Annotated in this window: 14 protein-coding genes and 1 tRNA gene; 11 read left to right on the top strand and 4 right to left on the bottom strand. The window is 69.8% G+C overall.

The genetic code is table 11. The features are described 5' to 3' along the window. Nucleotides 1-112 precede the first annotated feature (112 nt). Complete coding sequence (locus tag J7I98_RS36395) at nucleotides 113-793, top strand: DegT/DnrJ/EryC1/StrS family aminotransferase (protein ID WP_214929341.1); 681 nt, start codon at nucleotides 113-115, stop codon at nucleotides 791-793. 153 nt (nucleotides 794-946) lie between these two features. Then, nucleotides 947-1,019 (top strand) — tRNA-Thr (locus tag J7I98_RS36390). Between the two features lie 49 nt (nucleotides 1,020-1,068). On the opposite strand, the gene J7I98_RS36385 is transcribed toward J7I98_RS36390, so the two are convergent. Beyond that, complete coding sequence (locus tag J7I98_RS36385; RefSeq protein ID WP_214929340.1) at nucleotides 1,069-3,732, bottom strand: SpoIIE family protein phosphatase; 2,664 nt, start codon at nucleotides 3,730-3,732, stop codon at nucleotides 1,069-1,071. 266 nt (nucleotides 3,733-3,998) lie between these two features. On the opposite strand from J7I98_RS36385, the gene J7I98_RS36380 reads away from it, so the two are divergent. From J7I98_RS36380 to J7I98_RS36340, 9 genes are all read left to right on the top strand, one after another. Continuing rightward, nucleotides 3,999-9,488, top strand: a complete 5,490-nt coding sequence (locus tag J7I98_RS36380) for a HAMP domain-containing protein (RefSeq protein ID WP_214929339.1) — start codon at nucleotides 3,999-4,001, stop codon at nucleotides 9,486-9,488. 244 nt (nucleotides 9,489-9,732) lie between these two features. Continuing rightward, nucleotides 9,733-10,419 (top strand): two-component system response regulator, encoded by a 687-nt coding sequence (locus J7I98_RS36375; RefSeq protein WP_214929338.1) that lies wholly within the window; start codon nucleotides 9,733-9,735, stop codon nucleotides 10,417-10,419. A gap of 177 nt (nucleotides 10,420-10,596) precedes the next feature. Further along, nucleotides 10,597-13,368, top strand: coding sequence for a DNA translocase FtsK (locus tag J7I98_RS36370; protein WP_214929337.1), 2,772 nt, complete (start codon nucleotides 10,597-10,599; stop codon nucleotides 13,366-13,368). A 190-nt stretch (nucleotides 13,369-13,558) separates the two neighbouring features. Beyond that, nucleotides 13,559-14,383: a RodZ domain-containing protein gene (locus J7I98_RS36365; protein WP_214929336.1), complete on the top strand. Its 825-nt coding sequence runs from the start codon at nucleotides 13,559-13,561 to the stop codon at nucleotides 14,381-14,383. A gap of 157 nt (nucleotides 14,384-14,540) precedes the next feature. After that, nucleotides 14,541-16,007, top strand: coding sequence for a 30S ribosomal protein S12 methylthiotransferase RimO (gene rimO, locus J7I98_RS36360; protein ID WP_214929335.1), 1,467 nt, complete (start codon nucleotides 14,541-14,543; stop codon nucleotides 16,005-16,007). Continuing rightward, nucleotides 16,004-16,765, top strand: coding sequence for a CDP-diacylglycerol--glycerol-3-phosphate 3-phosphatidyltransferase (gene pgsA, locus J7I98_RS36355; protein WP_251021686.1), 762 nt, complete (start codon nucleotides 16,004-16,006; stop codon nucleotides 16,763-16,765). Before rimO ends, pgsA begins: the two co-directional genes overlap by 4 nt. Before the next feature lie 59 nt (nucleotides 16,766-16,824). After that, nucleotides 16,825-17,304, top strand: a complete 480-nt coding sequence (locus tag J7I98_RS36350; protein WP_214929348.1) for a nicotinamide-nucleotide amidohydrolase family protein — start codon at nucleotides 16,825-16,827, stop codon at nucleotides 17,302-17,304. Between the two features lie 109 nt (nucleotides 17,305-17,413). Next, the gene (locus J7I98_RS36345) at nucleotides 17,414-17,794 is read left to right on the top strand and encodes a helix-turn-helix domain-containing protein (protein ID WP_028814221.1); all 381 of its coding nucleotides are present in this window, start codon (nucleotides 17,414-17,416) and stop codon (nucleotides 17,792-17,794) included. A gap of 179 nt (nucleotides 17,795-17,973) precedes the next feature. Then, nucleotides 17,974-18,444: a Dps family protein gene (locus J7I98_RS36340; protein WP_214929334.1), complete on the top strand. Its 471-nt coding sequence runs from the start codon at nucleotides 17,974-17,976 to the stop codon at nucleotides 18,442-18,444. 482 nt (nucleotides 18,445-18,926) lie between these two features. On the opposite strand, the gene J7I98_RS36335 is transcribed toward J7I98_RS36340, so the two are convergent. From J7I98_RS36335 to J7I98_RS36325, 3 genes are all read right to left on the bottom strand, one after another. Beyond that, nucleotides 18,927-19,691: an SDR family NAD(P)-dependent oxidoreductase gene (locus J7I98_RS36335; protein WP_214929333.1), complete on the bottom strand. Its 765-nt coding sequence runs from the start codon at nucleotides 19,689-19,691 to the stop codon at nucleotides 18,927-18,929. Between the two features lie 36 nt (nucleotides 19,692-19,727). Then, entirely contained in the window at nucleotides 19,728-20,519 is a 792-nt protein-coding gene (locus J7I98_RS36330; RefSeq protein WP_214929332.1) for an Fpg/Nei family DNA glycosylase, read from the bottom strand. A gap of 625 nt (nucleotides 20,520-21,144) precedes the next feature. After that, nucleotides 21,145-25,779, bottom strand: a complete 4,635-nt coding sequence (locus J7I98_RS36325; RefSeq protein ID WP_214929331.1) for an ATP-dependent helicase — start codon at nucleotides 25,777-25,779, stop codon at nucleotides 21,145-21,147. Nucleotides 25,780-25,785: the final 6 nt, after the last annotated feature.

Genomic DNA, 25,785 nt, shown 5'->3' with positions numbered 1-25,785 from the left:
AGGACGCCGCCGAACAATCATTCACGCTGGTCCCTGAACTTCGGTTCAGGGACCAGCGTTTTTTTATGCCTAGTCACTTGATGTTCACGTCGTACGACCAGCATCCACAGTCATGGGGACGATCGGAATGCTGAAGTCCGCGGGTGTCGGTGCCGGCGACGAGGTCATCGTGTCGGCTTACGGGAACGTCGAGTTGGCTGAGGCGGTGCTGGCTGTCCGGGCGCTGCCGGTGTTCGCCGACATCGACGGGGAGACGTACTGCCTGGATGCGGGTGCCGCTGAAGCCGCCGTGACATCGCGTACGGCGGCCATCGTGGGCGTAAAGCGATTCGGGTCTCCCGCAGGCATGGGGCGGCTCGAGGAGCTCGGGCGTCGGCGAGGGCTTCTCGTGGTGGAGCATCGCGAGGAGGCCGACGCGGATCCGAGCGCGGTCGCTCGACGGCGCGTGCACGCGGCTTACCTGGACGGGCGGCTCACCGGGGTTCGGACCCCGGTGGTGTGCGAGGGGCACGGCTATCAGCAGTACGTCGTCCGGGTGCCCGGTAATGGGCGGCCCGATCGTGACGCGTTCGCACACGCCGTGCGGCGCAGGGGCGTCAACTGTCATGTGCCGGTGAAGACTCCCGTACACCGGTTGCCGGACTTCCAGCGGGAGGTCTGTCTGCCCGAGACCGAGCGGGCCGCCGACGAGACCCTCGCTCTGCCCATCGGTGGCGAGCTGTCGCGTCGTGACCTTCAACGCGTCGTGGCGGCCTGCAATGCGCTTGGCGGGCTCCTGCAACCGGCCTTCTAGGACGAATGTTTGGGGTGGGAGGCGAAGAACTCCCACATCAGGTCGGCGGCGTCGCGCATGGTGGCAGCGGGGGCGGGACCGGTCCAGAGGAAGGGTTGGTTCAGAGCATGCTCGGATTCGGGTATGATCTATTCCGTTGCCGCAGCGCAGCAGGCCCCAATAGCTCAGTCGGTAGAGCGTCTCCATGGTAAGGAGAAGGTCTACGGTTCGATTCCGTATTGGGGCTCAACAAACGAAAGGCCCCCGCCGGTTGGCGGGGGCCTTTCGTGTATGCCCTATGAGTTGTGCCGCTCCGGGACGCGCATCGCGAGGATGGCCATGTCGTCGGATGCCGGTTCTGCTGCGAAGCGCTCGACGGCGCGCAGGATGCGGGCGGCCACCGCGCCGGCCGTCAGGCCCGTACAGGTGGCCAGGACGTCGGCGAGGCCGTCGTCGCCGAGCATGCGGGTGCCCTCGCGGCGCTCGGTGACGCCGTCGGTGACGCACAGGAGCACGTCGCCGGGGTCGAGGGTGACGGTCTGCTCGTACAGCTCCAGGTCCTCCATGACGCCGAGCAGCGGCTGGGGTTCGGCGGCCGGTTCGACCGAGCCGTCCGGGCGCAGACGCAGGGGGAGCGGGTGGCCCGCACAGACGATTTTGAGGATCGAGCTGCCGTCCTCCTGCGGCCACAACTCGCCGTACAGGAGCGTCAGGAAGCGGCTTCGGGCGCCCTCGTCGAGGATCGCCGCGTTCAGGCGTTCCAGGACGGCGGGGCCGCCGAAGCCTTCGCGGGCCAGGAGGCGCAGGGCGTGGCGGGCGAGGCCGGTGACCGCGGCCGCCTCCGGGCCCGTACCGCAGACGTCGCCGATGGCGAAGCCGTATGCGCCGTCGCGGATCGGGAAGAGGTCGTAGAAGTCGCCGCCGACCTCGTTGCCTTCGCCGGCCGCTCGGTAGATGACCTCCACCTCGACGTTCGGGACGTGGGGCAGCTCGGGCGGGAGGAGGCTGCGCTGGAGGGACTGGCTGATGGCCATGCGCTCGGAGTACAGGCGTGCGTTGTCGAGGGCCAGCGCGGCGCGGCGGGAGAGGTCCTCGGCGAGTTCGAGGATTTCCTGGCGGAAGTGGTCGTCGGTGGGCTTGCCGAGGGTGAGCATGCCGATGACGCGGTTGCGGGCGACCAGGGGGAGGACGACCGTCTCGCCGCCGACGGCTGCGGCTGTGGCGAGTGTGGTGCCGATGCCCGAGCCGAGGTGCGGGGTGGAGCCGAGGCCGAGGCTGCGCATCGACGTACGGAGGGCGGCCTGGTGGGCGGCGTCGCTCGGGGCCGTCCAGATGCGGGCGCCGGGGGCGGGGACCGGCTCGGGCGGGTCGATCTTGGAGAGCAGGGCCTTGAGGCCGTCGATGCGCTCCTCGTCCTCGTGGAGTACGTACGAGAGGTACGGCTCGGAGGACTGGTCGGCGATCGTGTAGACCGCGCACCAAGTGGCCAGCGTGGGGACCGTCATCTGTGCCATGAGGGCCAGGGTCTGGTCGCGGTCGAGCGTACCGGCGAGGAGGTCGGAGGCCTCGACGAGGAAGGACAGGGAGCCTCGGCGGAGGCGTTCCAGCTCGCCGAGGCGGGCGGATTCGACGGCGAGTGCGATGCGGTCGGCGGCGAACTGGAGGCGCAGGGCCTCCTCGTTGGAGTACCGGCCGGGGGCTTCGGCGGCGACGCCGAGTGAGCCGGTGAGGCGGCCCTCGACCTTGAGCGGGACCGTGACGACGGAGCGCATGCCGGTGCCGCTGAGGAGGGGGACGGCGCCTGGGACGGCCGTGAGGTCCTCGTGAACGGCGGGCATGCGGGCCGAGCCGTAGCGGCCGGTGCCGGCTTCCACCGGGACGCGGGCGAAGCGCTGGCGGGCGGAGGGGAGGCCGGTGGTGGCTCGTACCTCCAGCTCGGTCTCGTCGTCGGTGGCGAGGAGCAGGAACGCGGAATCGGCGTCCAGCATGTCCCGGGAGCGCTCGACGGTGCGCTGGAGGAGCCCGTCGAGGTCGTCGGGGGCGGGGGAGCCGATGAAGACCTCGAACGGGTCGGCAGTGCGGCCCTCGGGGAACGTGCCGCCCGCGGTGTCGGCGGGGGTGCGCTGCGGGGACTGGATCACGGCGCGCTCGAAGTCGCGTACGAGGAGGCAGACGGTGGACGGCTCGCCCGCCGCGTCCCGTACGCGCAGGTGGGACGCGTAGACGGCGACGACGCGGCCGTCGGCGCCGCGTACGCCGTAGCTGCCCTCCCAGCGGGACAGCTGGAGCGCGTCCGCGATGCCGGTGGCGATGCCGGGGGTATGGGGCCAGGCGGCGAAGTCGGTGAGCTGCTTGCCGATGACCTGGTCGGCGGCGTAACCGAAAAGCTCCTCCGCGTCTTCGTTCCAGGCGCTGATCGCGCCGGTGCGGTCGATCTGGACGACGGCGACGCGGACGCGGCCGTCGGCGACCGGGAGGAGCTCGACCGGGAGAACGGGACCGGCGGAGCGGATGCCGACCGGGCGTGCGGGGAGGTCGAGTTGGAACCAGACCTGCTTGTGGGTCCGCGCGTACTCGACGCCCCAGCGGGAGGCGAGCGCGGCGCACAGGAGCAGTCCTCGGCCGCCTTCGCGGTCGGGGCTGCCGAAGGACTGGGCCGAGCCCTGGAGCGGGACCTCGCGCTCGGGATAGCGGTCGGCGACCTCGACCCGGATGCCGTCTTCCATCCGGAGACAGAGCACGTCGGCGGTGGTGCCCGCATGCACGACGGCGTTGGTGACGAGCTCGCTGGTGAGGACGACGGCGTCGTCCACGATGTCGGAATACCCCCACCCCTGGAGTGTGTCCCTGACAAAGGCGCGGGCGGTCGCGACGGACCGTCCCACGGGATCGAAGCTGGCAGCCGCCCGCGCGGTGATCACAGAACTCCTCGTACGCGTATCGACGCCCGGCTCTGCCATGATCGGCCCGCCCCTCCGGTGCCCGGTGGTAGTTCTCGCGCCACCGCCCCCGCCGGGCAGACCGGGGCGGCTGGACAGCCGGATGCCAGGTTACTTACCTTCGCTGTCCGTGCGGATGCCGGTCACCAGTGTTTCCGCCCTGAGAGTGCGGGGAGGGGTGTGCGAAGCTGCCGAACTGTTATGGCCTGGTTCGGCCAGGGTGAAACACTGGGAAGGCTCCGGGAGAAGCCCCAGTGAGTACGGTCAACCCCTGCGGGAGGGACACGGTGGAGTCTGGCGCAGCCGCGCGGAGCACGAACACGCGCGCAAAAGGCGGACGGTCCCGGAACAATGGGACAACCGAAGTGGACACGGCAGCCCTCGGAAGGCTGCTGGCGGCACTGGTGACGATGCGGGACGGCAATTTCCGTAAACGCCTGACGGTCTCGGGCGACGGTGTGATGGCCGAGATCGCCGCCGTTTTCAATGAGGTGGCCGACCGGAATCTGCATCTGACCGGCGAGCTGGCCCGCGTACGGCGCATGGTCGGGCGTGAGGGGAAGCTGGCCGAGCGGCTGGAAACGGGGGCCTGCGAGGGCTCCTGGGCCGCCGCGATCGACGCTTCGAATGCCCTGGTCGACGATCTCGCGCGGCCTGTGTCCGAGGTCGGGCGGGTGCTGTCCGCAGTCGCCGACGGTGATCTGGACCAGCGGATGGAGCTGCGGTCGCTGGGGGTGGAGGGTGCGGGGCACCCGCTGCGCGGCGAATTCCTGAAGGTCGGGCGTACGGTCAACAACCTCGTCGACCAGCTGTCGGCGTTCACCGACGAGGTGACGCGGGTCGCTCTTGAGGTGGGTACCGAGGGCAAGCTGGGCGGCCAGGCCCAGGTGCGCGGTATGTCCGGTTCCTGGAAAGATCTCACGGATTCCGTCAACACCATGGCGTACCGGCTCACCGCTCAGGTACGTGACATTGCTCTCGTCACGACGGCGGTCGCCAAGGGTGATCTGTCGCGGAAGGTCACCGTCCATGTGGCCGGCGAGATGCTGCAGCTGAAGAACACCGTCAACACGATGGTCGACCAGCTGTCCTCCTTCTCCTCCGAGGTGACCCGTGTCGCCCGTGAGGTGGGTACCGAGGGCGAGCTGGGCGGTCAGGCGCAGGTGCCGGGCGTGGCCGGTGTGTGGAAGGACCTGACGGACTCCGTCAACCTGATGGCGGGGAACCTGACCGCGCAGGTGCGCGGGATCGCGGAGGTGACCACGGCGGTCGCCAATGGTGATCTGTCGCGGAAGGTCACGGTGAGCGCGCGGGGCGAGGTGGCGCAGCTCGCCGAGACCATCAACCAGATGACCGAGACGCTGCGTACGTTCGCGGACGAGGTCACGCGAGTGGCCAGCGAGGTCGGCGGCGAGGGTCTCCTCGGCGGGCAGGCGCAGGTGCCGGGCGCGGCGGGCACATGGAAAGACCTGACGGACTCGGTCAACACCGTCTTCCGGAATCTGACGACGCAGGTGCGGGACATCGCGCAGGTCACGACGGCGGTGGCCAACGGTGACATGACGCAGAAGGTCACTGTCGACGTTGCGGGCGAGATGCTGGAGCTGAAGAACACCGTCAACACGATGGTGGACCAGCTTCAGTCGTTCGGTTCCGAAGTGACGCGGGTGGCGCGAGAGGTCGGCGTCGAGGGTCTGCTGGGCGGTCAGGCGCAGGTGCCCGGCGCGGCCGGGACGTGGAAAGACCTGACGGACTCCGTCAACACGGCCTTCCGTAACCTCACCGGCCAGGTGCGGAACATCGCGCAGGTGACGACCGCGGTCGCCAATGGTGATCTCTCGCAGAAGGTCACCGTCGATGTCTCCGGCGAGATGCTGGAGCTGAAGAACACCGTCAACACGATGGTCGACCAGCTGTCGTCGTTCGCCGACCAGGTGACGCGGATGGCGCGCGACGTGGGCACGGAGGGCCGCCTGGGGGGCCAGGCGCGGGTGGACGGCGTCAGCGGTACCTGGAAGGAACTCACCGACTCCGTCAACTTCATGGCGGGGAACCTGACATCGCAGGTGCGGCAGATCGCTCAGGTGACGACGGCGGTGGCCCGCGGCGACCTGTCGCAGAAGATCGACGTGGATGCGCGCGGCGAGATCCTCGAACTGAAGAACACCATCAACACGATGGTGGACCAGCTGTCTTCCTTCGCGGACCAGGTGACGCGAGTCGCCCGTGAGGTGGGTACGGACGGCCGCCTGGGCGGCCAGGCGCAGGTGCCGGGAGTCGCCGGCGTATGGCGCGACCTGACCGACTCCGTGAACGGCATGGCCGGCAACCTCACCGCTCAGGTCCGCAACATCGCGCAGGTCGCGACGGCGGTCGCGCGCGGTGACCTGTCGCAGAAGATCGACGTGGATGCGCGCGGCGAGATCCTGGAGCTGAAGAACACCCTCAACACGATGGTCGACCAGCTGTCGAACTTCGCGGAGCAGGTGACCAGGGTGGCCCGCGAGGTGGGCACCGAGGGCATTCTCGGCGGTCAGGCCGAGGTCCAGGGCGTCAGCGGTACGTGGAAGGACCTCACCCAGTCCGTCAACTTCATGGCGAACAACCTGACTTCACAGGTGCGCAATATCGCCGAGGTGACGACGGCGGTCGCCAAGGGCGATCTGTCGAAGAAGATCACCGTCGATGCCAAGGGCGAGATCCTGGAGCTGGTGACGACCGTCAACACGATGGTCGACCAGCTGTCGTCGTTCGCCGACGAGGTGACGAGGGTCGCACGCGAGGTGGGCACCGAGGGAATCCTCGGCGGCCAGGCCCGGGTGCGCGGGGTCACCGGCATCTGGAAGGACCTCAGCGACAACGTCAACCTGATGGCCAACAACCTGACGTCGCAGGTACGGAACATCTCGCAGGTCTCGGCGGCGGTCGCCAACGGTGACCTGACCAAGAAGGTGACGGTCGAGGCGCGCGGCGAGGTCGCGCAGCTCGCCGACACCGTCAACACGATGGTGACGACGCTGTCCTCGTTCGCCGACGAGGTCACGCGGGTGGCCCGCGAGGTGGGCACGGAGGGCGAGCTCGGCGGCCAGGCCCGCGTCCCGGGCGTTTCCGGTACGTGGAAGGACCTCACCGAGTCGGTGAACTCGATGGCGTCCAACCTGACCGGGCAGGTCCGCCAGATCGCGATGGTCACCACGGCCATCGCGAAGGGCGATCTGACCAAGAAGATCGACATCGATGCGCGCGGCGAGATCCTGGAGCTCAAGACCACCATCAACACGATGGTCGACCAGCTGTCTTCGTTCGCCGACCAGGTGACCCGGGTGGCCCGTGAGGTGGGTACGGACGGCCAGCTGGGCGGCCAGGCGCGCGTACGCGATGTGGACGGCACCTGGCGCGACCTGACCGAGTCCGTGAACGAGATGGCCGGGAACCTGACCCGGCAGGTGCGCGCGATCGCGGCCGTGGCGACCGCGGTCACCCGCGGCGACCTCAATCTCAAGATCGACGTCGATGCGGCGGGCGAGATCCAGGTCCTGCAGGACAACATCAACACGATGATCGCCAACCTGCGCGACACCACCCTCGCCAACAAGGAACAGGACTGGCTCAAGGGCAACCTGGCCCGTATCTCGGGTCTGATGCAGGGCCGCCGCGACCTCGACGACGTGGCCTCGCTGATCATGAGCGAGCTCACCCCGGTCGTCTCGGCCCAGCACGGCGCGTTCTTCCTCGCGCTGACGACGCGTGGCAACTCCGAGGTGGGGGCGGACGAGGACAGCCCGTACGAGCTGCGCATGCGCGGCAGTTACGGCTACTCGGCGGGCTCGATGCCGACGTCCTTCAAGCCCGGTGAGACCCTCATCGGCACGGCCGCCGAGGAGAAGCGCACGATCCTGGTGGACAACGTGCCGCCGGGTTACCTCAAGATCTCCTCCGGTCTCGGCGAGGCTCCGCCGGCGCATGTGATCGTGCTGCCGGTGCTCTTCGAGGGGAAGGTCCTCGGTGTGATCGAGCTGGCGTCGTTCCAGCCCTTCACCCAGATCCAGAAGGACTTCCTGAACCAGATCGCCGAGATGATCGCGACGAGCGTCAACACCATCAGCGTCAACACGAAGACCGAGGTGCTGCTGGAGCAGTCGCAGGAGCTGACCGAGCAACTGCGCGAGCGCTCAGAGGAGTTGGAGAACCGGCAGAAGGCCCTCCAGGCGTCCAACGCCGAACTGGAGGAGAAGGCCGAGCTGCTGGCCCAGCAGAACCGCGACATCGAAGTGAAGAACACCGAGATCGAAGAGGCCAGGCAGGTCCTGGAGGAACGTGCCGAGCAGCTCGCGGTCTCGATGCGCTACAAGTCCGAGTTCCTGGCGAACATGTCGCACGAGCTGCGTACGCCGCTCAACTCGCTGCTCATCCTGGCCAAGCTGCTCGCCGACAACGCGGAGGGCAATCTCTCCCCGAAGCAGGTGGAGTTCGCCGAGACGATCCACGGAGCGGGCTCCGACCTGCTCCAGCTGATCAACGACATCCTCGACCTGTCGAAGGTCGAGGCGGGCAAGATGGACGTCAGCCCGACCCGGATCGCGCTGGTCCAGCTCGTCGACTACGTCGAGGCGACCTTCCGGCCGCTCACCGCGGAGAAGGGGCTCGACTTCTCCGTACGGGTGTCTCCGGAACTGCCCGCGACGCTTCACACGGACGAGCAGCGGCTGTTGCAGGTGCTGCGCAATCTCCTGTCCAACGCGGTGAAGTTCACCGACACAGGGGCCGTCGAGCTCGTCATCCGGCTGGCCAGCGCCGACGTACCGAACGCGATCCGCGAGCAGCTTCTGGAGGCCGGTTCGCTGCGCGACCCGGACGGTGATCTCATCGCCTTCTCGGTGACCGACACAGGGATCGGGATCGCGGCGAGCAAGATGCGGGTGATCTTCGAGGCGTTCAAGCAGGCCGACGGGACGACCAGCAGGAAGTACGGCGGCACGGGCCTCGGCCTGTCCATCAGCCGGGAGATCGCCCGCCTCCTCGGGGGCGAGATCCACGCGGCGAGCGAGCCGGGCCGCGGCTCGACCTTCACGCTCTATCTGCCGCTGAACCCGAGCGAACTGCCGCCCCAGGGCTACCCGCAGATCTCCCCCGGCGGCATGGAGCCGCTGCGCGGCAGCAGCTCCGACGACGCCACGGCGCAGGACGCCATCCAGCAGACCGGCCCCGCCCCGCTGGCCTCCGACCCGCAGACCGGGCCCGCCGGGCTGTTCCGGCGACGCCGCAAGGCCGTGGGCGGTACGGATCACCGGGCCGCGCTGCCGGGCCAGACGTCGGGGACGCCGTCGGCACAGGGCGGTCAGGAGTCCTGGACGCCGAACGGACAGGAGGCGGCGCCGGAGCCGCGTCGCGGCATCATGTTCAACAGCGAGAAGGTGCTGATCGTCGACGACGACATCCGCAATGTCTTCGCGCTCACCAGCGTGCTGGAGCAGCACGGGCTGTCCGTGCTGTACGCGGAGAACGGCCGGGAGGGCATCGAAGTCCTGGAGCAGCACGACGATGTGACGGTCGTGCTGATGGACATCATGATGCCGGAAATGGACGGCTACGCGACGACTACGGCGATCCGCAGGATGCCGCAGTTTGCCGGACTGCCGATCATCGCGCTGACGGCGAAGGCGATGAAGGGCGACCGGGAGAAGGCCATCGAGTCCGGCGCTTCCGACTACGTTACGAAGCCGGTCGATCCTGACCATCTGCTGACGGTGATGGATCAATGGATGCGTGGGGAGTGATCGTTGGCTGTATGTATGCCGGCGGGTTGCTGACTGACTGTGGCCGAAGGCGTGTGAGGCGGCGGTATACGGGGAACCTTCTGGTCTCCCACTGCGTTTCTGCTACGTGCACAGTGACATCGCGGTGACAGGGTGTGGCGACAGGCAGGGTGCGGCTACGATGACCGGCACAAGGACGGGCGACGCAAGAGAGTCGTCCCCTGGGGCGGCGCCCGGTGCACTTCCGGGGCGAGGAGGACGGGCCATGGTTCAGAAGGCCAAGATCCTCCTGGTCGATGACCGGCCGGAGAATCTGTTGGCGCTGGAGGCCATCCTCTCTGCGCTCGATCAGACACTGGTACGGGCATCGTCAGGGGAGGAAGCGCTCAAAGCGCTGCTGACGGACGACTTTGCGGTCATTCTGCTGGACGTCCAGATGCCGGGCATGGACGGTTTTGAGACCGCGGCGCACATCAAGCGGCGAGAACGGACCCGGGACATCCCGATCATCTTTCTCACCGCGATCAACCACGGTCCGCACCACACCTTCCGGGGTTATGCGGCCGGCGCCGTGGACTACATCTCGAAGCCCTTCGACCCGTGGGTGCTGCGCGCCAAGGTCTCGGTCTTCGTCGAGCTGTACATGAAGAACTGTCAGCTGCGTGAGCAGGCCGCGCTGCTGCGCCTCCAGCTGGAGGGTGGCGGCCAGGCGGGCGGCATGGGCGACGCGAAGGAGCCCGCGGGGCTCCTCGCTGAACTGTCCGCACGGCTCGCGGCGGTTGAGGAGCAGGCGGAGGCGCTCTCCAAACAGCTCGACGACGACTCGGCCGATGCGGCGGCCGTCGCCACCGCGGCCCACCTGGAGCGGAAGCTGACCGGCCTGCGCCGGGCGCTGGACGCACTCGAACCGGGCACAAGCGGCAGCGCACCGCCTTTTCCGTCGCAGAACTGAGTTGCAGAGCTGAGTCGTGGGACTGAGTTACCGAGTTGCAGGACTGAGTCGTAGGACTGGGCGGGGCGTACGAGTCGCATGAGGCTGCGTCAGCTTGCGGCCCCTGGTGCACGACACGAACGGGTGAAGCGGTAGGCACACGTGTCCACCCGGCCCCACACCGGTAACCTCACCACCATGGCCTCACGTACGTCCGGCAATGGTTCCCAGGGCACGGCGGGCACCGCGAAGCCGCGCGCCGGCCGTACCACCGACGCCGCGAAGAAAGCGGCGCCCGCCAAGAAGAGCACCGCGAAGAAGACCGCGCCCGCGAAAAAGGCGCCTGCGAAGAAGGCCGCCGCCAAGAAGGCGGCGCCCAGTTCCGCACCCAAGGCGGCGCCGTCCCCCACCGGGGGCGTCTACCGACTTGTACGCGCCCTCTGGCTCGGCCTCGCGCACGGTGTGGGCGCGATGTTCCGGGGCATAGGCCGCGGCGCGAAGGGACTCGACCCCGCGCACCGCAAGGACGGTCTCGCACTGCTCCTGCTCGGTCTCGCACTGATCGTCGCGGCCGGCACCTGGGCCCAACTGCGCGGCCCGGTCGGCGACCTCGTCGAGATGCTCGTGACCGGAGCCTTCGGGCGGCTCGACCTGCTCGTGCCGATACTGCTCGGCGCCATCGCCGTACGGCTGATCCTGCATCCGGAGAAGCCGGAGGCCAACGGCCGGATCGTCATCGGGCTCTCCGCCCTCGTCATCGGCGTACTCGGCCAGGTGCACGTCGCCTGCGGGGCGCCCGGTCGCGGTGACGGCACCGAGGCGATGCAGGACGCCGGCGGGCTGATCGGCTGGGCCGCGTCCATGCCGCTGATCTTCACCATGGGCGACGTACTCGCCGTACCGCTTCTGCTGCTGCTCACGGTCTTCGGGCTGCTGGTGGTCACCGCGACGCCGGTCAATGCCATCCCGCAGCGGCTGCGGCAGCTCGGCGTCAAGCTGGGGGTCGTGGCGCCGCCGCCCGGGGCGCAGGAGAGCGACGACGACCGGTACGACGAACAGTGGCGCGAAGCGCTGCCCGCGGGCGCGCGCCGCTCAACCGCGCGCCGCAGCCACGCGGCGGCGGACTACGACCCCGGCCAGGCCGAGGAGGAGGCGCTCGTCCAGCGCCGCCGGCCGCGCAGGCCCTCCGTGCAGCCCGCCCCCGCGCGCGCCATGGACGCCGTGGACGTGGCGGCGGCAGCGGCCGCCGCGCTGGACGGCGCCGTACTGAACGGGCTGCCGCCCTCGCCGCTCGTGGCGGACCTGACGCAGGGGGTCTCCGGGGAGCGGACGGCCGCCGTGCCCGGGGCGCGGGAGGCGGACGGGGCGGGCGAGGCGACGCCGACACCGGCCTCCGTTTCCGGGGCGCGGCTGCCCGTGGCGGATCTGACCAAGGCGCCCCCCGAGGAATCCCAGCCGCTGCCACCCCGCGCCGAGCAGCTCCAGCTCGCCGGGGACATCACGTACGCCCTGCCCTCGCTGGATCTGCTGGAGAGGGGAGGCCCCGGCAAGACGCGCAGCGCCGCCAACGACATCGTCGTCGCCTCGCTGACGAACGTCTTCACCGAGTTCAAGGTCGACGCGGCCGTCACCGGCTTCACCCGTGGTCCGACGGTCACGCGCTACGAGGTGGAGCTCGGCCCCGCCGTGAAGGTCGAGCGGATCACGGCACTGACCAAGAACATCGCGTACGCCGTCGCCAGTCCCGACGTACGCATCATCAGTCCCATCCCCGGCAAGTCCGCCGTCGGCATCGAGATCCCCAACACCGACCGCGAAATGGTCAACCTCGGCGACGTGCTGCGCCTCGCCGACGCGGCGGAGGACGACCATCCGATGCTCGTCGCGCTCGGCAAGGACGTCGAGGGCGGCTATGTGATGGCCAACCTCGCGAAGATGCCGCACGTGCTGGTCGCGGGCGCCACCGGCTCCGGAAAGTCGTCCTGCATCAACTGCCTGATCACCTCGGTGATGGTGCGGGCGACCCCCGACGACGTACGCATGGTGCTCGTCGACCCCAAGCGGGTCGAGCTCACCGCGTACGAGGGCATCCCGCACCTGATCACGCCGATCATCACCAACCCCAAGCGTGCAGCCGAGGCGCTCCAGTGGGTCGTACGGGAAATGGACCTGCGGTACGACGACCTGGCGGCGTACGGCTTCCGGCACATCGACGATTTCAACCAGGCGGTGAGGAACGGCAAGGTCAGCACGCCCGCGGGCAGCGAGCGGGAGTTGTCGCCGTACCCGTATCTGCTGGTGATCGTCGACGAGCTGGCGGACCTGATGATGGTCGCCCCGCGCGACGTCGAGGACTCGATCGTGCGCATCACCCAATTGGCCCGCGCGGCCGGAATCCATCTGGTGCTCGCGACCCAGCGGCCGTCCGTGGACGTCGTCACGGGTCTCATCAAGGCGAATGTGCCGTCACGGCTGGCCTTCGCGACCTCGTCGCTCGCGGACAGCCGGGTCATTCTCGACCAGCCCGGCGCCGAGAAGCTGATCGGCAAGGGCGACGGCCTCTTCCTCCCGATGGGTGCGAACAAGCCGACTCGTATGCAGGGCGCGTTCGTGACGGAGGACGAGGTTTCGGCCATCGTCAGGCACTGCAAGGACCAGATGGCGCCCGTCTTCAGGGAAGACGTCGTCGTAGGGACGGCGAAGAAGAAGGAAATCGACGAGGACATCGGCGACGACCTGGACCTTCTGTGCCAGGCGGCCGAGCTGGTGGTGTCCACACAGTTCGGCTCGACCTCGATGCTTCAGCGGAAATTGCGTGTCGGTTTCGCAAAGGCGGGCAGGCTCATGGATCTGATGGAATCTCGGGGCATCGTCGGGCCGAGCGAGGGCTCCAAGGCGCGTGATGTCCTGGTGAAACCGGACGAACTGGATGGAATGCTCGCAGTGATCCGGGGGGAGTCTCACCCTTAAGAGAACGGCGAGCAACCGTTTCCCTTGTTCGTACGTCCAGTTGAGGGAAGGGAAGGACGCGATGGGTCCCACCATTGGGCCGTGTGGCGTTCTGATGGCGTACAAAGTCCGCCCTCCCGGTTGCCCCACCCTTTCGTACCCCCCCTAGACTGAACACCCAGCAGGTGGCTCACGCTCGAAAGGCGCCCCCGTGTCCATCGGCAACTCCCCCGAAGACGACCGGCCTTCGATTGAAGACGACCGGCCTTCGATCGGTCGTGTCCTCCAGCAGGCTCGTATCGACGCAGGTCTGACGGTCGACGAGGTCAGCAGCTCGACCCGGGTGCGCATTCCCATCGTGCACGCGATCGAGGAGGACGACTTCAGTCGCTGCGGCGGCGACGTATATGCGCGCGGCCACATTCGTACGCTCGCGCGCGCCGTCGGAATCGAACCCGATGGACTGATCGCGCAGTACGACGCGGAGCACGGCGGACGTCCTTCGCCGACGCCCGCGGCGCCGCTCTTCGAGGCGGAACGGATCCGTCCCGAGCGGCGTCGGCCGAACTGGACGGCGGCCATGGTCGCCGCGATCGTCGCCGTGGTCGGTTTCGTCGGCTTCACGCTCTTCAACGGCGGGGACGCCGGCACCGGCTCCAGCGTCGCGGAAGGGTCCACGCCCGCCACGGCCAAGCCGTCGGCCAAGCCCTCGGCGTCCAAGCCCGCCGACCCCAAGCCGGACCCGTCGGACAGCGCCATCGCGGCCGCCCCGCGGGACAAGGTGACCGTCGCGCTCACCGCGAAGGACGGCAAGAGCTGGATCTCGGCGAAGGACCACAACGGCCGGCTGCTCTTCGACGGACTCCTCCTCCAGGGCGAGTCCAAGACCTTCACGGACAAGGAGAAGATCGACCTTGTGCTCGGAGACGCCGGGGCGATGCAGCTCTTCGTGAACGGCAAGGAGGTCGCCGACGAGTTCCAGCCGGGACAGGTCGAGCGGCTCACTTACACGAAGGGTGACCCGGAGGTCGGCTGACCTCCGGGGGCCCGGCCCTTTCCCGGGAGAGCGCCCGATTTTTCGGGTGGGCGGTCGCTGGGGTCGCCCACCCGCGCCAGGGCTGCGGGGCGGGGCGCCGGGCCGGGGCCAACCCTGGCGGCCGGGGTGTGCGCCGGGACAAAGTAGTCTTGAGCTCATGCCCGAACGCCGCACCGTCGCCCTTGTCACTCTTGGCTGCGCCCGTAACGAGGTGGACTCGGAGGAGCTGGCAGGCCGCTTGGCAGCGGACGGCTGGAAGCTCGTCGAGGACGCATCGGACGCGGACGTCGCCGTCGTCAACACCTGCGGATTCGTCGAAGCCGCCAAGAAGGACTCCGTCGACGCCCTGCTCGAAGCCAATGATCTGAAGGATCATGGCAGGACCCAGGCCGTCGTCGCTGTCGGCTGCATGGCCGAGCGGTACGGCAAGGAGCTCGCGGAAGCGCTGCCCGAGGCCGACGGTGTGCTCGGATTCGACGACTACGCCGACATCTCCGACCGCCTTCAGACGATCCTGAACGGCGGCATCCACGCCTCCCACACCCCGCGCGACCGGCGCAAGCTGCTGCCCATCAGCCCCGCCGAGCGGCAGGACGCCTCCGACGTGGCGCTGCCCGGGCACGCGCAGGACACGCCTCCCGAGGACCTTCCCGACGGTGTCGCCCCCGCCTCGGGCCCGCGTGCGCCGCTGCGCCAGCGGCTCGGCAACAGCCCCGTCGCCTCGGTGAAACTCGCGTCCGGGTGCGACCGGCGGTGCTCCTTCTGCGCCATCCCCTCGTTCCGCGGCTCGTTCATTTCGCGGCGCCCCTCGGACGTACTCGGAGAGACGCGCTGGCTGGCCGAGCAGGGCGTCAAGGAGGTCATGCTGGTCTCCGAGAACAACACGTCGTACGGCAAGGACCTCGGCGACATCCGGCTCCTCGAGACGCTGCTGCCCGAGCTGGCCGAGGTCGACGGCATCGAGCGGGTGCGGGTCAGCTACCTGCAGCCCGCCGAGATGCGCCCCGGACTCATCGACGTACTGACGTCCACGCCCAAGATCGCGCCGTACTTCGACCTGTCCTTCCAGCACTCGGCGGCCGGTGTGCTGCGCTCGATGCGGCGCTTCGGTGACACCGACCGCTTCCTGGAGCTGCTGGAGACCATTCGCAACAAGGCGCCGCAGGCCGGTGTGCGCTCCAACTTCATCGTCGGCTTCCCCGGCGAGAGCGAGGCCGACCTGGGCGAGCTGGAGCGCTTCCTGACAGGCGCCAGGCTCGACGCCATCGGCGTCTTCGGGTACTCCGACGAGGAGGGCACCGAGGCTGTCACGTACGACCACAAGCTCGACGCCGACGTTATCGCGGAGCGGCTGGAGCACATCTCGCGGCTCTCCGACGAGCTCACCTCCCAGCGGGCCGAGGAGCGGCTCGGCGAGACGGTCGAGGTGCTGGTCGAGTCGGTCGACGGCGAGGACGGCGCGGTGGGCCGGGCGGCTCACCAGGCGCCCGAGACGGATGGCCAGGTGGTCTTCACCACGGGCCAGGGCCTGGCTGTCGGTCGTATGGTCGTGGCAAAGGTCGTCGGGACCGAGGGCGTGGACCTGGTGGCCGAACCGCTCGGTGCTGAGGAGGCGGCCAGATGACCGGAGTGCCGGCATCCGCGGCGGGCGGCTCCGGTAGGCCGGCGCCCGGCGGCAAGCTGGGCGCTGCGGCTGTCAATCAGGCCAGCCTGTGGAACATCGCGAACATCCTGACCATGGTGCGGCTGGTCCTCGTGCCCGGCTTCGTCATGCTGATGCTGCAGGACGGCGGGTACGACCCGGCGTGGCGGGCCTGGGCGTGGGCGGCGTTCGCCGTCGCCATGATCACCGACATCTTCGACGGCCATCTGGCGCGTACGTACAACCTGGTCACCGACTTCGGCAAGATCGCCGACCCGATCGCCGACAAGGCGATCATGGGCGCTGCGCTGATCTGTCTGTCGGCGCTCGGGGATCTGCCGTGGTGGGTGACGGGCGTCATTCTCTTCCGGGAGCTCGGCATCACGCTGATGCGCTTCTGGGTGATCAGGCACGGTGTGATTCCGGCCAGCCGCGGCGGCAAGATGAAGACGTTGCTGCAGGGCGTGGCGGTCGGGATGTACGTGCTGGCGCTGACGGGGCCGCTTGCCACGGCGCGGTTCTGGGTCATGGCGGTGGCTGTGGCGCTGACTGTGCTGACCGGGCTCGACTACGTGCGGCAGGCAGTGGTGCTGCGGCGGGCGGGGCTCGCGGCGGAGCGGGCCGAGCAGGCGGAGCGGGTGGAGCGCGCTGAGCAGGAAGAGCCGGCAGAGCGGGTGGCTGAGCGGACCGACCAGGCTGAGCGGGCTGGGCAGGACTCTGCGGAGGAGTCGTCGCGGTGACTGCTGTTCCCGAAGCGGGGGCCGGGGTCCGGGCCGTCGCGGCTGAGGTGCTTGAGCTGATGGCGGGGCGGGGCGAGACGCTCGCCGTGGCCGAATCGCTGACCGGCGGTCTGGTGGCCGCCGAGCTGACTTCCGTGCCCGGTGCCTCGCGCGTCTTCCGCGGATCGGTCACGGCGTATGCGACCGAGCTGAAACGGGACGTACTCGGGGTCGACGGGGCACTTCTGGAGCGGCACGGCGCCGTGGACCCGGAGGTCGCGCGGCAGATGGCGGCCGGTGTACGGCGTGTGCTCGGGGCCGGCTGGGGTATCGCGACGACGGGCGTTGCCGGGCCGGACGGGCAGGACGGGATGCCCGTCGGGACGGTGTTTGTGGCGGTCGCGGGGCCGGGCGGTGCAGGGAAAGTGGCCCCTTTGAGGTTGAACGGGGACCGGGCGGTAATCCGTATGGAGAGTGTACGAAGAGTGCTGACCCTGCTCTTCGGCGAACTGATCGAGAATGCGCGGGCACAGGATACGGAACAGAACGGGGGGAATTGATGTTTGCAGCCCTGAGTGAACACGACATCGCTCCCCGCACGGCCGCTGCGCGAGGCGGTACGGTGGGGCGTGAAGGATGCGGCTACGCGGTCCGAGGAGGGAGCCACCGATGATTCTGCTCCGTCGCCTGCTTGGTGACGTGCTGCGTCGGCAGCGCCAGCGCCAGGGCCGTACTCTGCGCGAAGTCTCCTCGTCCGCCCGAGTTTCACTCGGCTATCTATCCGAGGTGGAGCGGGGGCAGAAGGAGGCTTCCTCCGAGCTGCTCTCCGCTATCTGCGACGCGCTTGACGTACGGATGTCCGAGCTCATGCGCGAAGTGAGTGATGAGTTGTCGCTGGCTGAGCTGGCGGAGTCGGCGGCGAGCGAGCCGGTGCGTCCACCGGTACGCCCGATGCTCAATTCCGTGTCGGTGACGTCGGTGGCAGGAGTGCCACCGGAGCGGGTGACGATCAAGGCGCCCGCGGAAGCGGTGGACGTCGTCGCTGCGTGATTCCGGCCTGAGAATTCCGAAGCTCTGAAGCTCCGAACTTTTGAGGTTCTGAGTTTAGGAAGAGCCCCGATGGGTCCTCGTAGGACTGTCGGGGCTCTTTCATGCCCTGGCATGACCGTTTTGCGTCATTTATGCCAAGGTGGTGAGAGCCGTGGAGCCGGACCCTGAGGAGGAAGTGGATGTCTGTCGTGAAGAGCACCCTGCCCGACGCGGATCTCAAGGTGGTGGGTGAGGCTCTGCAGGGGTCGCTCGTCGACCTCGTGGATCTCGCCCTTGTGGCCAAGCAGGTCCACTGGAACGTGGTGGGTCCGCGCTTCCGGTCCGTACATCTGCAACTGGACGAGGTGGTCGCCTCGGCGCGACTGCACTCCGACACGGTGGCCGAGCGGGCCTCGGCGATCGGCGTCAACCCGGACGGGCGGTCCGCGAGCGTGGCGAGGTCGACCGCGATCCAGGAGGTGCCGCCGGGGTGGATCAAGGATGTCGATGCCGTACGGATCCTGGTGGACGCGCTCGGTGTTGTCGTCGGCCGCATGCGCGAGCGGATCGAGGCCACGGCCGACCCGGATCCGGTGACTCAGGACATCATCATCGGCCTGACCGCGGACCTCGAGAAGCACGCATGGATGTTCCAGGCCGAGAGCGTCTAGGGCGCGTGATGCGGTGGGATGCGCCGGTTGTGCTTCCGGCGCTCCCTCCCGTCGGGTGATCGGGCCCGTCTAGCGTCGGCCGGAGGAGGCTGCCATGGCTTGGCGTGACTTCTGGGGACGTGGGGTGGTGCGGCGGGTGCGTCTGATGGGGTTTGTGTGGGTGCCTGCAAGGGAGCCTGTGCGAGTGCCTGTACGGGCGTCTCTACGGGTGCTTCTGCGGGTGCCGGTGTTTGTGGTGCTGCTTGTGGCGGGCGCGGTGTGGTGGTGGGCCGTGCTTCGGCTGGTGCTGGTGCCGGAGCGGGCGGGCGTCCTGGAGGGGGCGGTGGCGGCGGGGGGCTGGGGACTGAGCCTGCTGCCGGTTCATGTGGTTTCGGCCGCTGGTGGTGGGGGTGGTGCTTCCGGTGCCCCCGGTTCTCCTGGTGCGTCAGGTGTTCCTGGTGCCCCGGGTGCTCGCGGTGCCTTGGGTGCTCGCGGTGTTGGTGTTACCAGGGCATCGCGACGCCGCCGTTGGGGCGGAGGATCTGGCCCGTCGTGAAGGCGGATGCGTCCGAGGCCAGGTGGAGGACCGCGTGCGCGATGTCCTCGGGCTCCCCGACGCGGCCGAGCGGGGACATGCGGACCATCGCGGCCTCGGCCTGGTGCCGGAGTGCCGCATCGTGGCGGTCGGTCATGGGTGTGCGGATCCAGCCGGGGGCGACGGCGTTGACGCGGATGGAGTGCCGGCCGAGTTCGGTTGCGAGCGTTTTGGTGAGCTGGACGACGGCGGCTTTGGCCGCGCTGTAACAGAGCAGGCCGGGGCTCGCGGCGTCGACGGCGCCCGATGCCATGGTGATGATGCTGCCGGGGGTCTTGGCGGCGATCATGGCGCGGGCCGCCTCCTGGCATGCGTACAGCACGCCCTTGAAATTGAATGCCAGGACGCGGTCGAGGTCCTCGTCGCGGGTCTCCAGGACCGGGCTGGAGTGCATGATTCCGGCGATGGCCGCGAGGATGTCGAGCCGCCCTGCTGCGGCGACCGCCTCGGCGAGCTGGGTGCGGTCGGTGACGTCGAGGGGGTGGGGATGTGCGGTGCCGCCTGCCTTGGTGATCAGGGCGGTGGTCTCGTGGAGGCCGCTCTCGTCGCGGTCCGCGCAGTGGACGCTCGCACCTGCCTCCGCGAGGAGCAGTGCGCTCGCTCTGCCTATGCCGCTCGCGGCGCCGGTGACCAGTGCGGTGCGGTCGGTGAGGTCGTACGCCTTGAGGGGCATGGGGGGACGGTACGACTGGACCTGACGGTGCGTCAACTATGGTGTGGGGCCCAACTGGCAGCGCGGGCACCAGTAGGTGGGGCGGGCGCGGGTGCCGTCGCCCTGGTCGGCGACGCGGATCGGGGCGCCGCAGCGCAGGCAGGGGCGGCCTTCGCGGCCGTACACGTACAGGGGTGGGGTGAGGGCGCGGAGGGTGGTGCGGCGGCGGGGGCGGTCGCGGTTGGCCTCCAGGAGGCGCTTGGCGGCGGCGACGAGGCGGTCGGGGGCGGGGAGTTCGCCGATGGGGAGCCAGGGGGTGGCGCGGGCGAAGAAGCAGAGCTCCGACTTGTACACATTGCCGATGCCGGCGAGGTTGCGCTGGTCGAGGAGGGCTTCGCCGAGGGGGCGGGCGGGGTCGGCCAGGAGGCGCCGGAGGGCTTCGTCGGCGTTCCAGTCGGGGCCGAGGAGGTCGGGGCCGAGGTGGCCGACGGCCTCTGCTTCTTCCTGGGTGCGGATGAGTTCCAGCACGGGGAGGCGGTAGCCGACGGCAGTGTGGTCGGCGGTGCCGAGGATGGCGCGGATCTGGTGGGCGGGGCCGCCGCGCCACGACTCTCCGGCGGCGTAGACCTTCCAGGCGCCGTCCATGCGGAGGTGGCTGTGGAGGGTGAGGCCGCCTTCGATACGGGCGAGGAGGTGCTTGCCGCGAGGGGTGACGTCCAGGACGGTGCGGCCGGTCAGATCGGCGGTGGCGAATCGGGGGACGCGCAGGTCGGAGCGGGTGAGGCGGTGTCCGGCAAGGGCGGTGTGCAGGCGGTGGGCGGCCTGCCAGACGGAGTCTCCTTCGGGCATGGCTCCATGATGACGCCCTGGGACGTCAGACCCCTCGGGCGCGGGCTTCCGGGTGCCTGGGGGACGGGCTCGGTGGGGCGTCCTCGGGTCTCGGGAGGTGTTCTTGGGGCCGTCCTGGCCGCGGAGGTGCTCTCTGGTGGGGACGGGGTGGCGGGCCCAGAGCCCCAGGGGGTGTTCGTGGTTCGCGGGCGCCAGGAGGCGCTTCTGTGGTGGCGGGTGGGGTCGCGGGGTGGGGTGGCGGGCCCAGGGCCAAGGGAAGGTCTCGGTGGGCGTTCGCGGGTGCCGGGAGCGTGCGGGGGCTGGGGTGGCTCAGGCGGCCACTGGAAGCGCTCGCCAGGTCGGCGGAGGCCCTGAGAGGTTCTCGGGTGGGCCGGAGGCCGAGCAGGGGGGTTGGCACCGGCTCTGGACCCGGGGCAGGGCGCGCTGCACGGTTCCGGGTCGGGCGGGGTGGGCGCTCGTCCCGGCTCTGGCCGGAGGCAGCTTTGGCCTTCGGCCTTGGTCAGGGCGGGCTTGTGCTCTCGCCCCGGTCGGGGCGGGCCTTTCCAGAGCCGGGGCGGGGTGGGGCGCCGGATCACCTTCTGGCAGTGGCGGTCGCTGGCTGGGGAGTGTGTGGCGGGCCGGAGGGTTACGGGCGGAGGCGGAGGCCTCGGGGGGTGGCGTGGAAGCCGGCTGATTCCAGGGTTTGGCCCAGGGGGGACGTCAGGGCCGGGGTGCCGTTGGTGCGTTCCACCGTGATGGTGCCCAGGGCGCCTTCACGAGCCGCCGTGGCCAGGGCTTCGGCCGCTGCGGTCATGCGGGGGTCCGCGGACGACGGGTCGTTCGGGTCGGTGGGCCAGGCCAGCAGCGTTTTGCCGCCGCGCTCCATGTACATGGTCAGTTCGCCGTCCACCAGGACGACCAGGGCTCCCGCCTTGCGGCCGGGCTTGTGGCCCGCTTCGGCTGGGGGCTCGGGCCAGGGCAGGGCAGCGCCGTATGCATTGGCCGGGTCCGCCGCAGCGAGGATTACCGCGCGGTTCGGGAACTCCGCATCCGCGCGCTCACGTGCGGTGGCGGCCGCGCGCAGCCGGTCGACCGCGCCGTCCATCGCGAACTGGGCGGCGCCGAGGCCCTCCACGACGTAACCACGCCGAGCCTGTCCGCTGTCCTCGAACGCCGCCAGGATGCGGTACGTCGCCGAGAAGCCGCCCTCGACACCTTCGGCGGCGACCGCGCCTCGCGTGACGACGCCGTGCCGGTCCAGCAATGTGCGGGCGAGGGCATGGGCGCGGTGCGTCGGGTCCGGTTCGTGGGCGGGGAGCAGCGACCAGCGGCCGGAGACGGTGGGCGGGCCGGTGCGGGAAGCGGTGCGGGCGGCCGCGGTGAGCGTCCCGTAACGCCCGCGTGGCACCGCGCGCTTCGCCCGGTGCGCGGTGGAGCCCGCGGTACGACCGGAACCGAGGAGGGACCGCAGTGGCGCGAGCGTGTCGTTGGTGAGCCGCCCCGACCACGCCAGGTCCCATATGACATCGGCCAGTTGGGCGTCTGTGCAGTCGGGGTGGGTGGTGGCGCGGACCGTGTCGGCGATCTGGCGGAAGAAGAGTCCGTATCCCCCGGAGAGGGTGGTGAGGACGGATTCGTGGAGGGCGGTCAGTTCGAGAGGGTGCGGCTGGGGGAGAAGCAAGGGCGCCGCGTCGGCGAGGTAGAGGGAGATCCAGCCGTCCTTGCCGGGGAGAGCGCCCGATCCCGCCCACAGGACCTCGCCCGTGGTGGTGAGCTCGTCGAGCATGGCGGGCGTGTAACCGACGATGCGAGACGGGAGGACCAGCTTTTCGAGCGCGGAGGCGGGGACGGCAGCACCCTGCAGCTGCTCGATGGCGCGCGCCAGCCCGTCGATGCCGCGCAGCCGGTTGCTGCCGAGGTGCTGCCACTGGGGGAGGAACGTGGCGAGCGCGGCGGGCGGCACCGGCTCCAGCTCATGGCGCAGGGCGGCGAGGGAGCGGCGCCGGAGGCGGCGCAGCACCGTCGCGTCGCACCACTCCTGACCGATACCGGCGGGGTGGAACTCGCCCTGAACGACACGGCTGTTCGCGGCAAGTCGATGCAGCGCGCCGTCGGTGACCGCCGCGCCGAGACCGAAGCGCGCGGCGGCGGTGGCGGTCGTGAAGGGGCCGTGGGTCCGGGCGAAACGGGCCAGGAGATCGCCGAGCGGGTCCTTGACCGGCTCGGTGAACGCTTCCGGTACGCCGACGGGCAGTGCGGTGCCCAGGGCGTCGCGCAGACGGCCCGCGTCCTCGATGGCCGCCCAGTGGTCCGCCCCCGCGATGCGGACACGGATCGCCCGGCGCGCGGAGGACAGGGACTGCGCCCACTCGGACTCGCCGCCGCGGGCCGTCAACTCGGCGTCTGTGAGCGGGCCCAGGACGCGCAGGGCGTCGGCCATGCCCTCAATGTCCTTGATACGGCGGTCTTCGGTGAGCCACTGGAGTTCCTGCTCCAGCTCGGTCAGGACATCGGCGTCGAGCAGCTCGCGCAGCTCGGCCTGGCCGAGCAGCTCGGCGAGGAGCCGGGAGTCCAGCGACAGTGCGGCGGCTCGCCGCTCGGCGAGGGGCGAGTCGCCCTCGTACAGGAACTGGGCGACGTAACCGAAGAGAAGGGACCGGGCGAAGGGCGAGGGTTCGGTGGTGGTGACCTCGACGAGGCGGACGCGACGGGATTCGATGTCGCCCATGAGCTCGGTCAGGCCCGGTACGTCGAAGACGTCCTGCAGGCATTCCCGGACGGCTTCAAGAACGATGGGGAACGAGCCGAACTCGGACGCCACCTGGAGAAGTTGCGAGGCACGCTGGCGCTGCTGCCACAGGGGCGTGCGCTTGCCGGGGCTGCGGCGGGGCAGCAGCAGGGCCCGGGCGGCGCACTCACGGAAGCGGGCGGCGAAGAGGGCGGAACCGCCTACCTGGTCAGTGACGATCTGGCTGATCTCGCCCTTGTCGAAAGCGACATCCGCAGCGCCGAGCGGAGCCTGCTCACTGTCGAATTCCGTGCCCTGCCTGGACGGTTCTTCGTCGAGCAGGTCGAAGCCCATGAGGTCCGCGTCGGGCAGGCGCAGCACGATGCCGTCGTCGGCGTGCATGACCTGGGCGTCCATGCCGTACCGCTCGGCCAGGCGGGTGCCGAGGGCCAGCGCCCAAGGGGCATGCACCTGCGCGCCGAAGGGGGAGTGGATGACGACGCGCCAGTCGCCGAGCTCGTCGCGGAAACGCTCCACGACGATGGTGCGGTCGTCCGGGATGTGACCGGCGGCCCGGCGCTGCTCGTCGAGGTATGCAAGGACATTGTCGGCGGCCCAGGCGTCGAGCCCGGCGGCGAACAGGCGCAGCCGCGCGTCGTCGGCCGTGAGCGAGCCGACCTCGCGGAGGAACGCGCCGAGCGCGCGACCCAGTTCGAGGGGGCGGCCCAGCTGGTCGCCCTTCCAGAACGGGAGCCGTCCCGGCACCCCAGGGGCGGGGGAGACCAGCACGCGGTCGCGGGTGATGTCCTCGATGCGCCACGAGGTGGTGCCGAGGGTGAAGACATCGCCGACACGCGATTCGTAGACCATTTCCTCGTCGAGCTCGCCGACGCGGCCGCCGCCTTTCTTCGGGTCGGCCCCTGCCAGGAAGACGCCGAAGAGCCCGCGGTCGGGAATGGTGCCCCCGGAGGTCACGGCGAGGCGCTGTGCGCCCGGGCGGCCCGTGACCGTACCGGCGATGCGGTCCCACACCACACGCGGGCGGAGCTCCGCGAAGGCGTCGGACGGGTAGCGGCCGGCGAGCATGTCGAGCACTGCAGTGAAGGCGGACTCGGGGAGCGAGGCGAAGGGCGCCGCTCGGCGGACGACCGTAAGGAGGTCGTCCATCTGCCAGGTGTCCATGGCGACCATGGCGACGAGCTGCTGCGCCAGTACGTCGAGAGGGTTGGCGGGGACGCGCAGGGCCTCGATGGAGCCGCTGCGCATGCGCTCCGTAACGACCGCCGACTGCACAAGGTCGCCCCGGTACTTGGGGAAGACCACGCCCGTGGAGACTGCGCCGACCTGGTGCCCGGCGCGGCCGACGCGCTGGAGGCCGGATGCGACGGAGGGCGGTGACTCGACCTGGACGACGAGGTCCACCGCACCCATGTCGATGCCCAGTTCAAGGCTGGAAGTGGCGACGACGGCCGGCAGCCGGCCCGCCTTGAGGTCCTCCTCGACGAGGGCGCGCTGCTCCTTGGAGACCGACCCGTGGTGGGCACGTGCCAGCAGTGGTGGCGCACCCTTGGCGGCGCCCGACTCGGCCATGACCGAGGCAGGGGAGTGCGCTTCGGGCAGGGGCTCACCGGTGGCACGCTCGTACGCGATCTCATTGAGCCGGTTGCACAGGCGCTCCGCGAGACGGCGGGAGTTGGCGAAGACGATCGTCGAGCGGTGGGCCTGGACGAGGTCGGCGATGCGCTCCTCGACATGAGGCCAGATCGACGGGGTGTCGCCCGCGTCGTCCCCTTTGGCTGGGGCGCCGCCCAGCTCGCCCAGATCCTGCACGGGGACGACCACCGACAGGTCGAATTCCTTGCCCGACGGTGGCTGGACGATCGACACCTTGCGCTTCGGGGAGAGGAAACGGGCCACCTCGTCCACCGGCCGGACCGTCGCCGACAGACCGATCCGGCGGGCGGGCCGTGGCAGCAGCTCGTCCAGCCGTTCCAGGGACACGGCGAGATGCGCCCCTCGCTTGGTCCCCGCGACGGCGTGCACCTCGTCGAGGATGACCGTCTCGATGCCGGCGAGGGCGTCGCGCGCCGCGGATGTGAGCATCAGGAACAGCGACTCGGGCGTGGTGATGAGAATGTCCGGCGGCTTGGTCGCCATGGACCGCCGCTCGGCGGCCGGGGTGTCGCCCGAGCGGATACCGACGCGCACTTCGGGCTCCGGCATCCCGAGCCGTACGGCCTCCTGGCGGATGCCGGTGAGCGGGCTGCGGAGGTTGCGCTCGACGTCGACCGCGAGGGCCTTGAGTGGCGATACGTACAGCACGCGGCAGCGCCGCTTGGCGTCGGCGGGCGGGGGCGTGGACGCCAGATCGTCGAGGGCGGCGAGGAAGGCGGCCAGCGTCTTGCCGGAACCGGTCGGGGCGACGACCAGGACGTCGGAGCCCTCGGAAATCGCGTGCCACGCGCCTTCCTGCGCCGCGGTGGGCGCGCTGAAGGCCACCGTGAACCAGCTGCGGGTCGCGGGGGAGAACGAGTCGAGCGCTGTCCTGGCCATGCCCCC

Source organism: Streptomyces sp. ISL-98 (assembly GCF_018614055.1).
Taxonomy (GTDB): Bacteria; Actinomycetota; Actinomycetes; order Streptomycetales; family Streptomycetaceae; genus Streptomyces; species Streptomyces spiramyceticus.
This window is presented reverse-complemented; position numbering and strand designations above follow the sequence as displayed.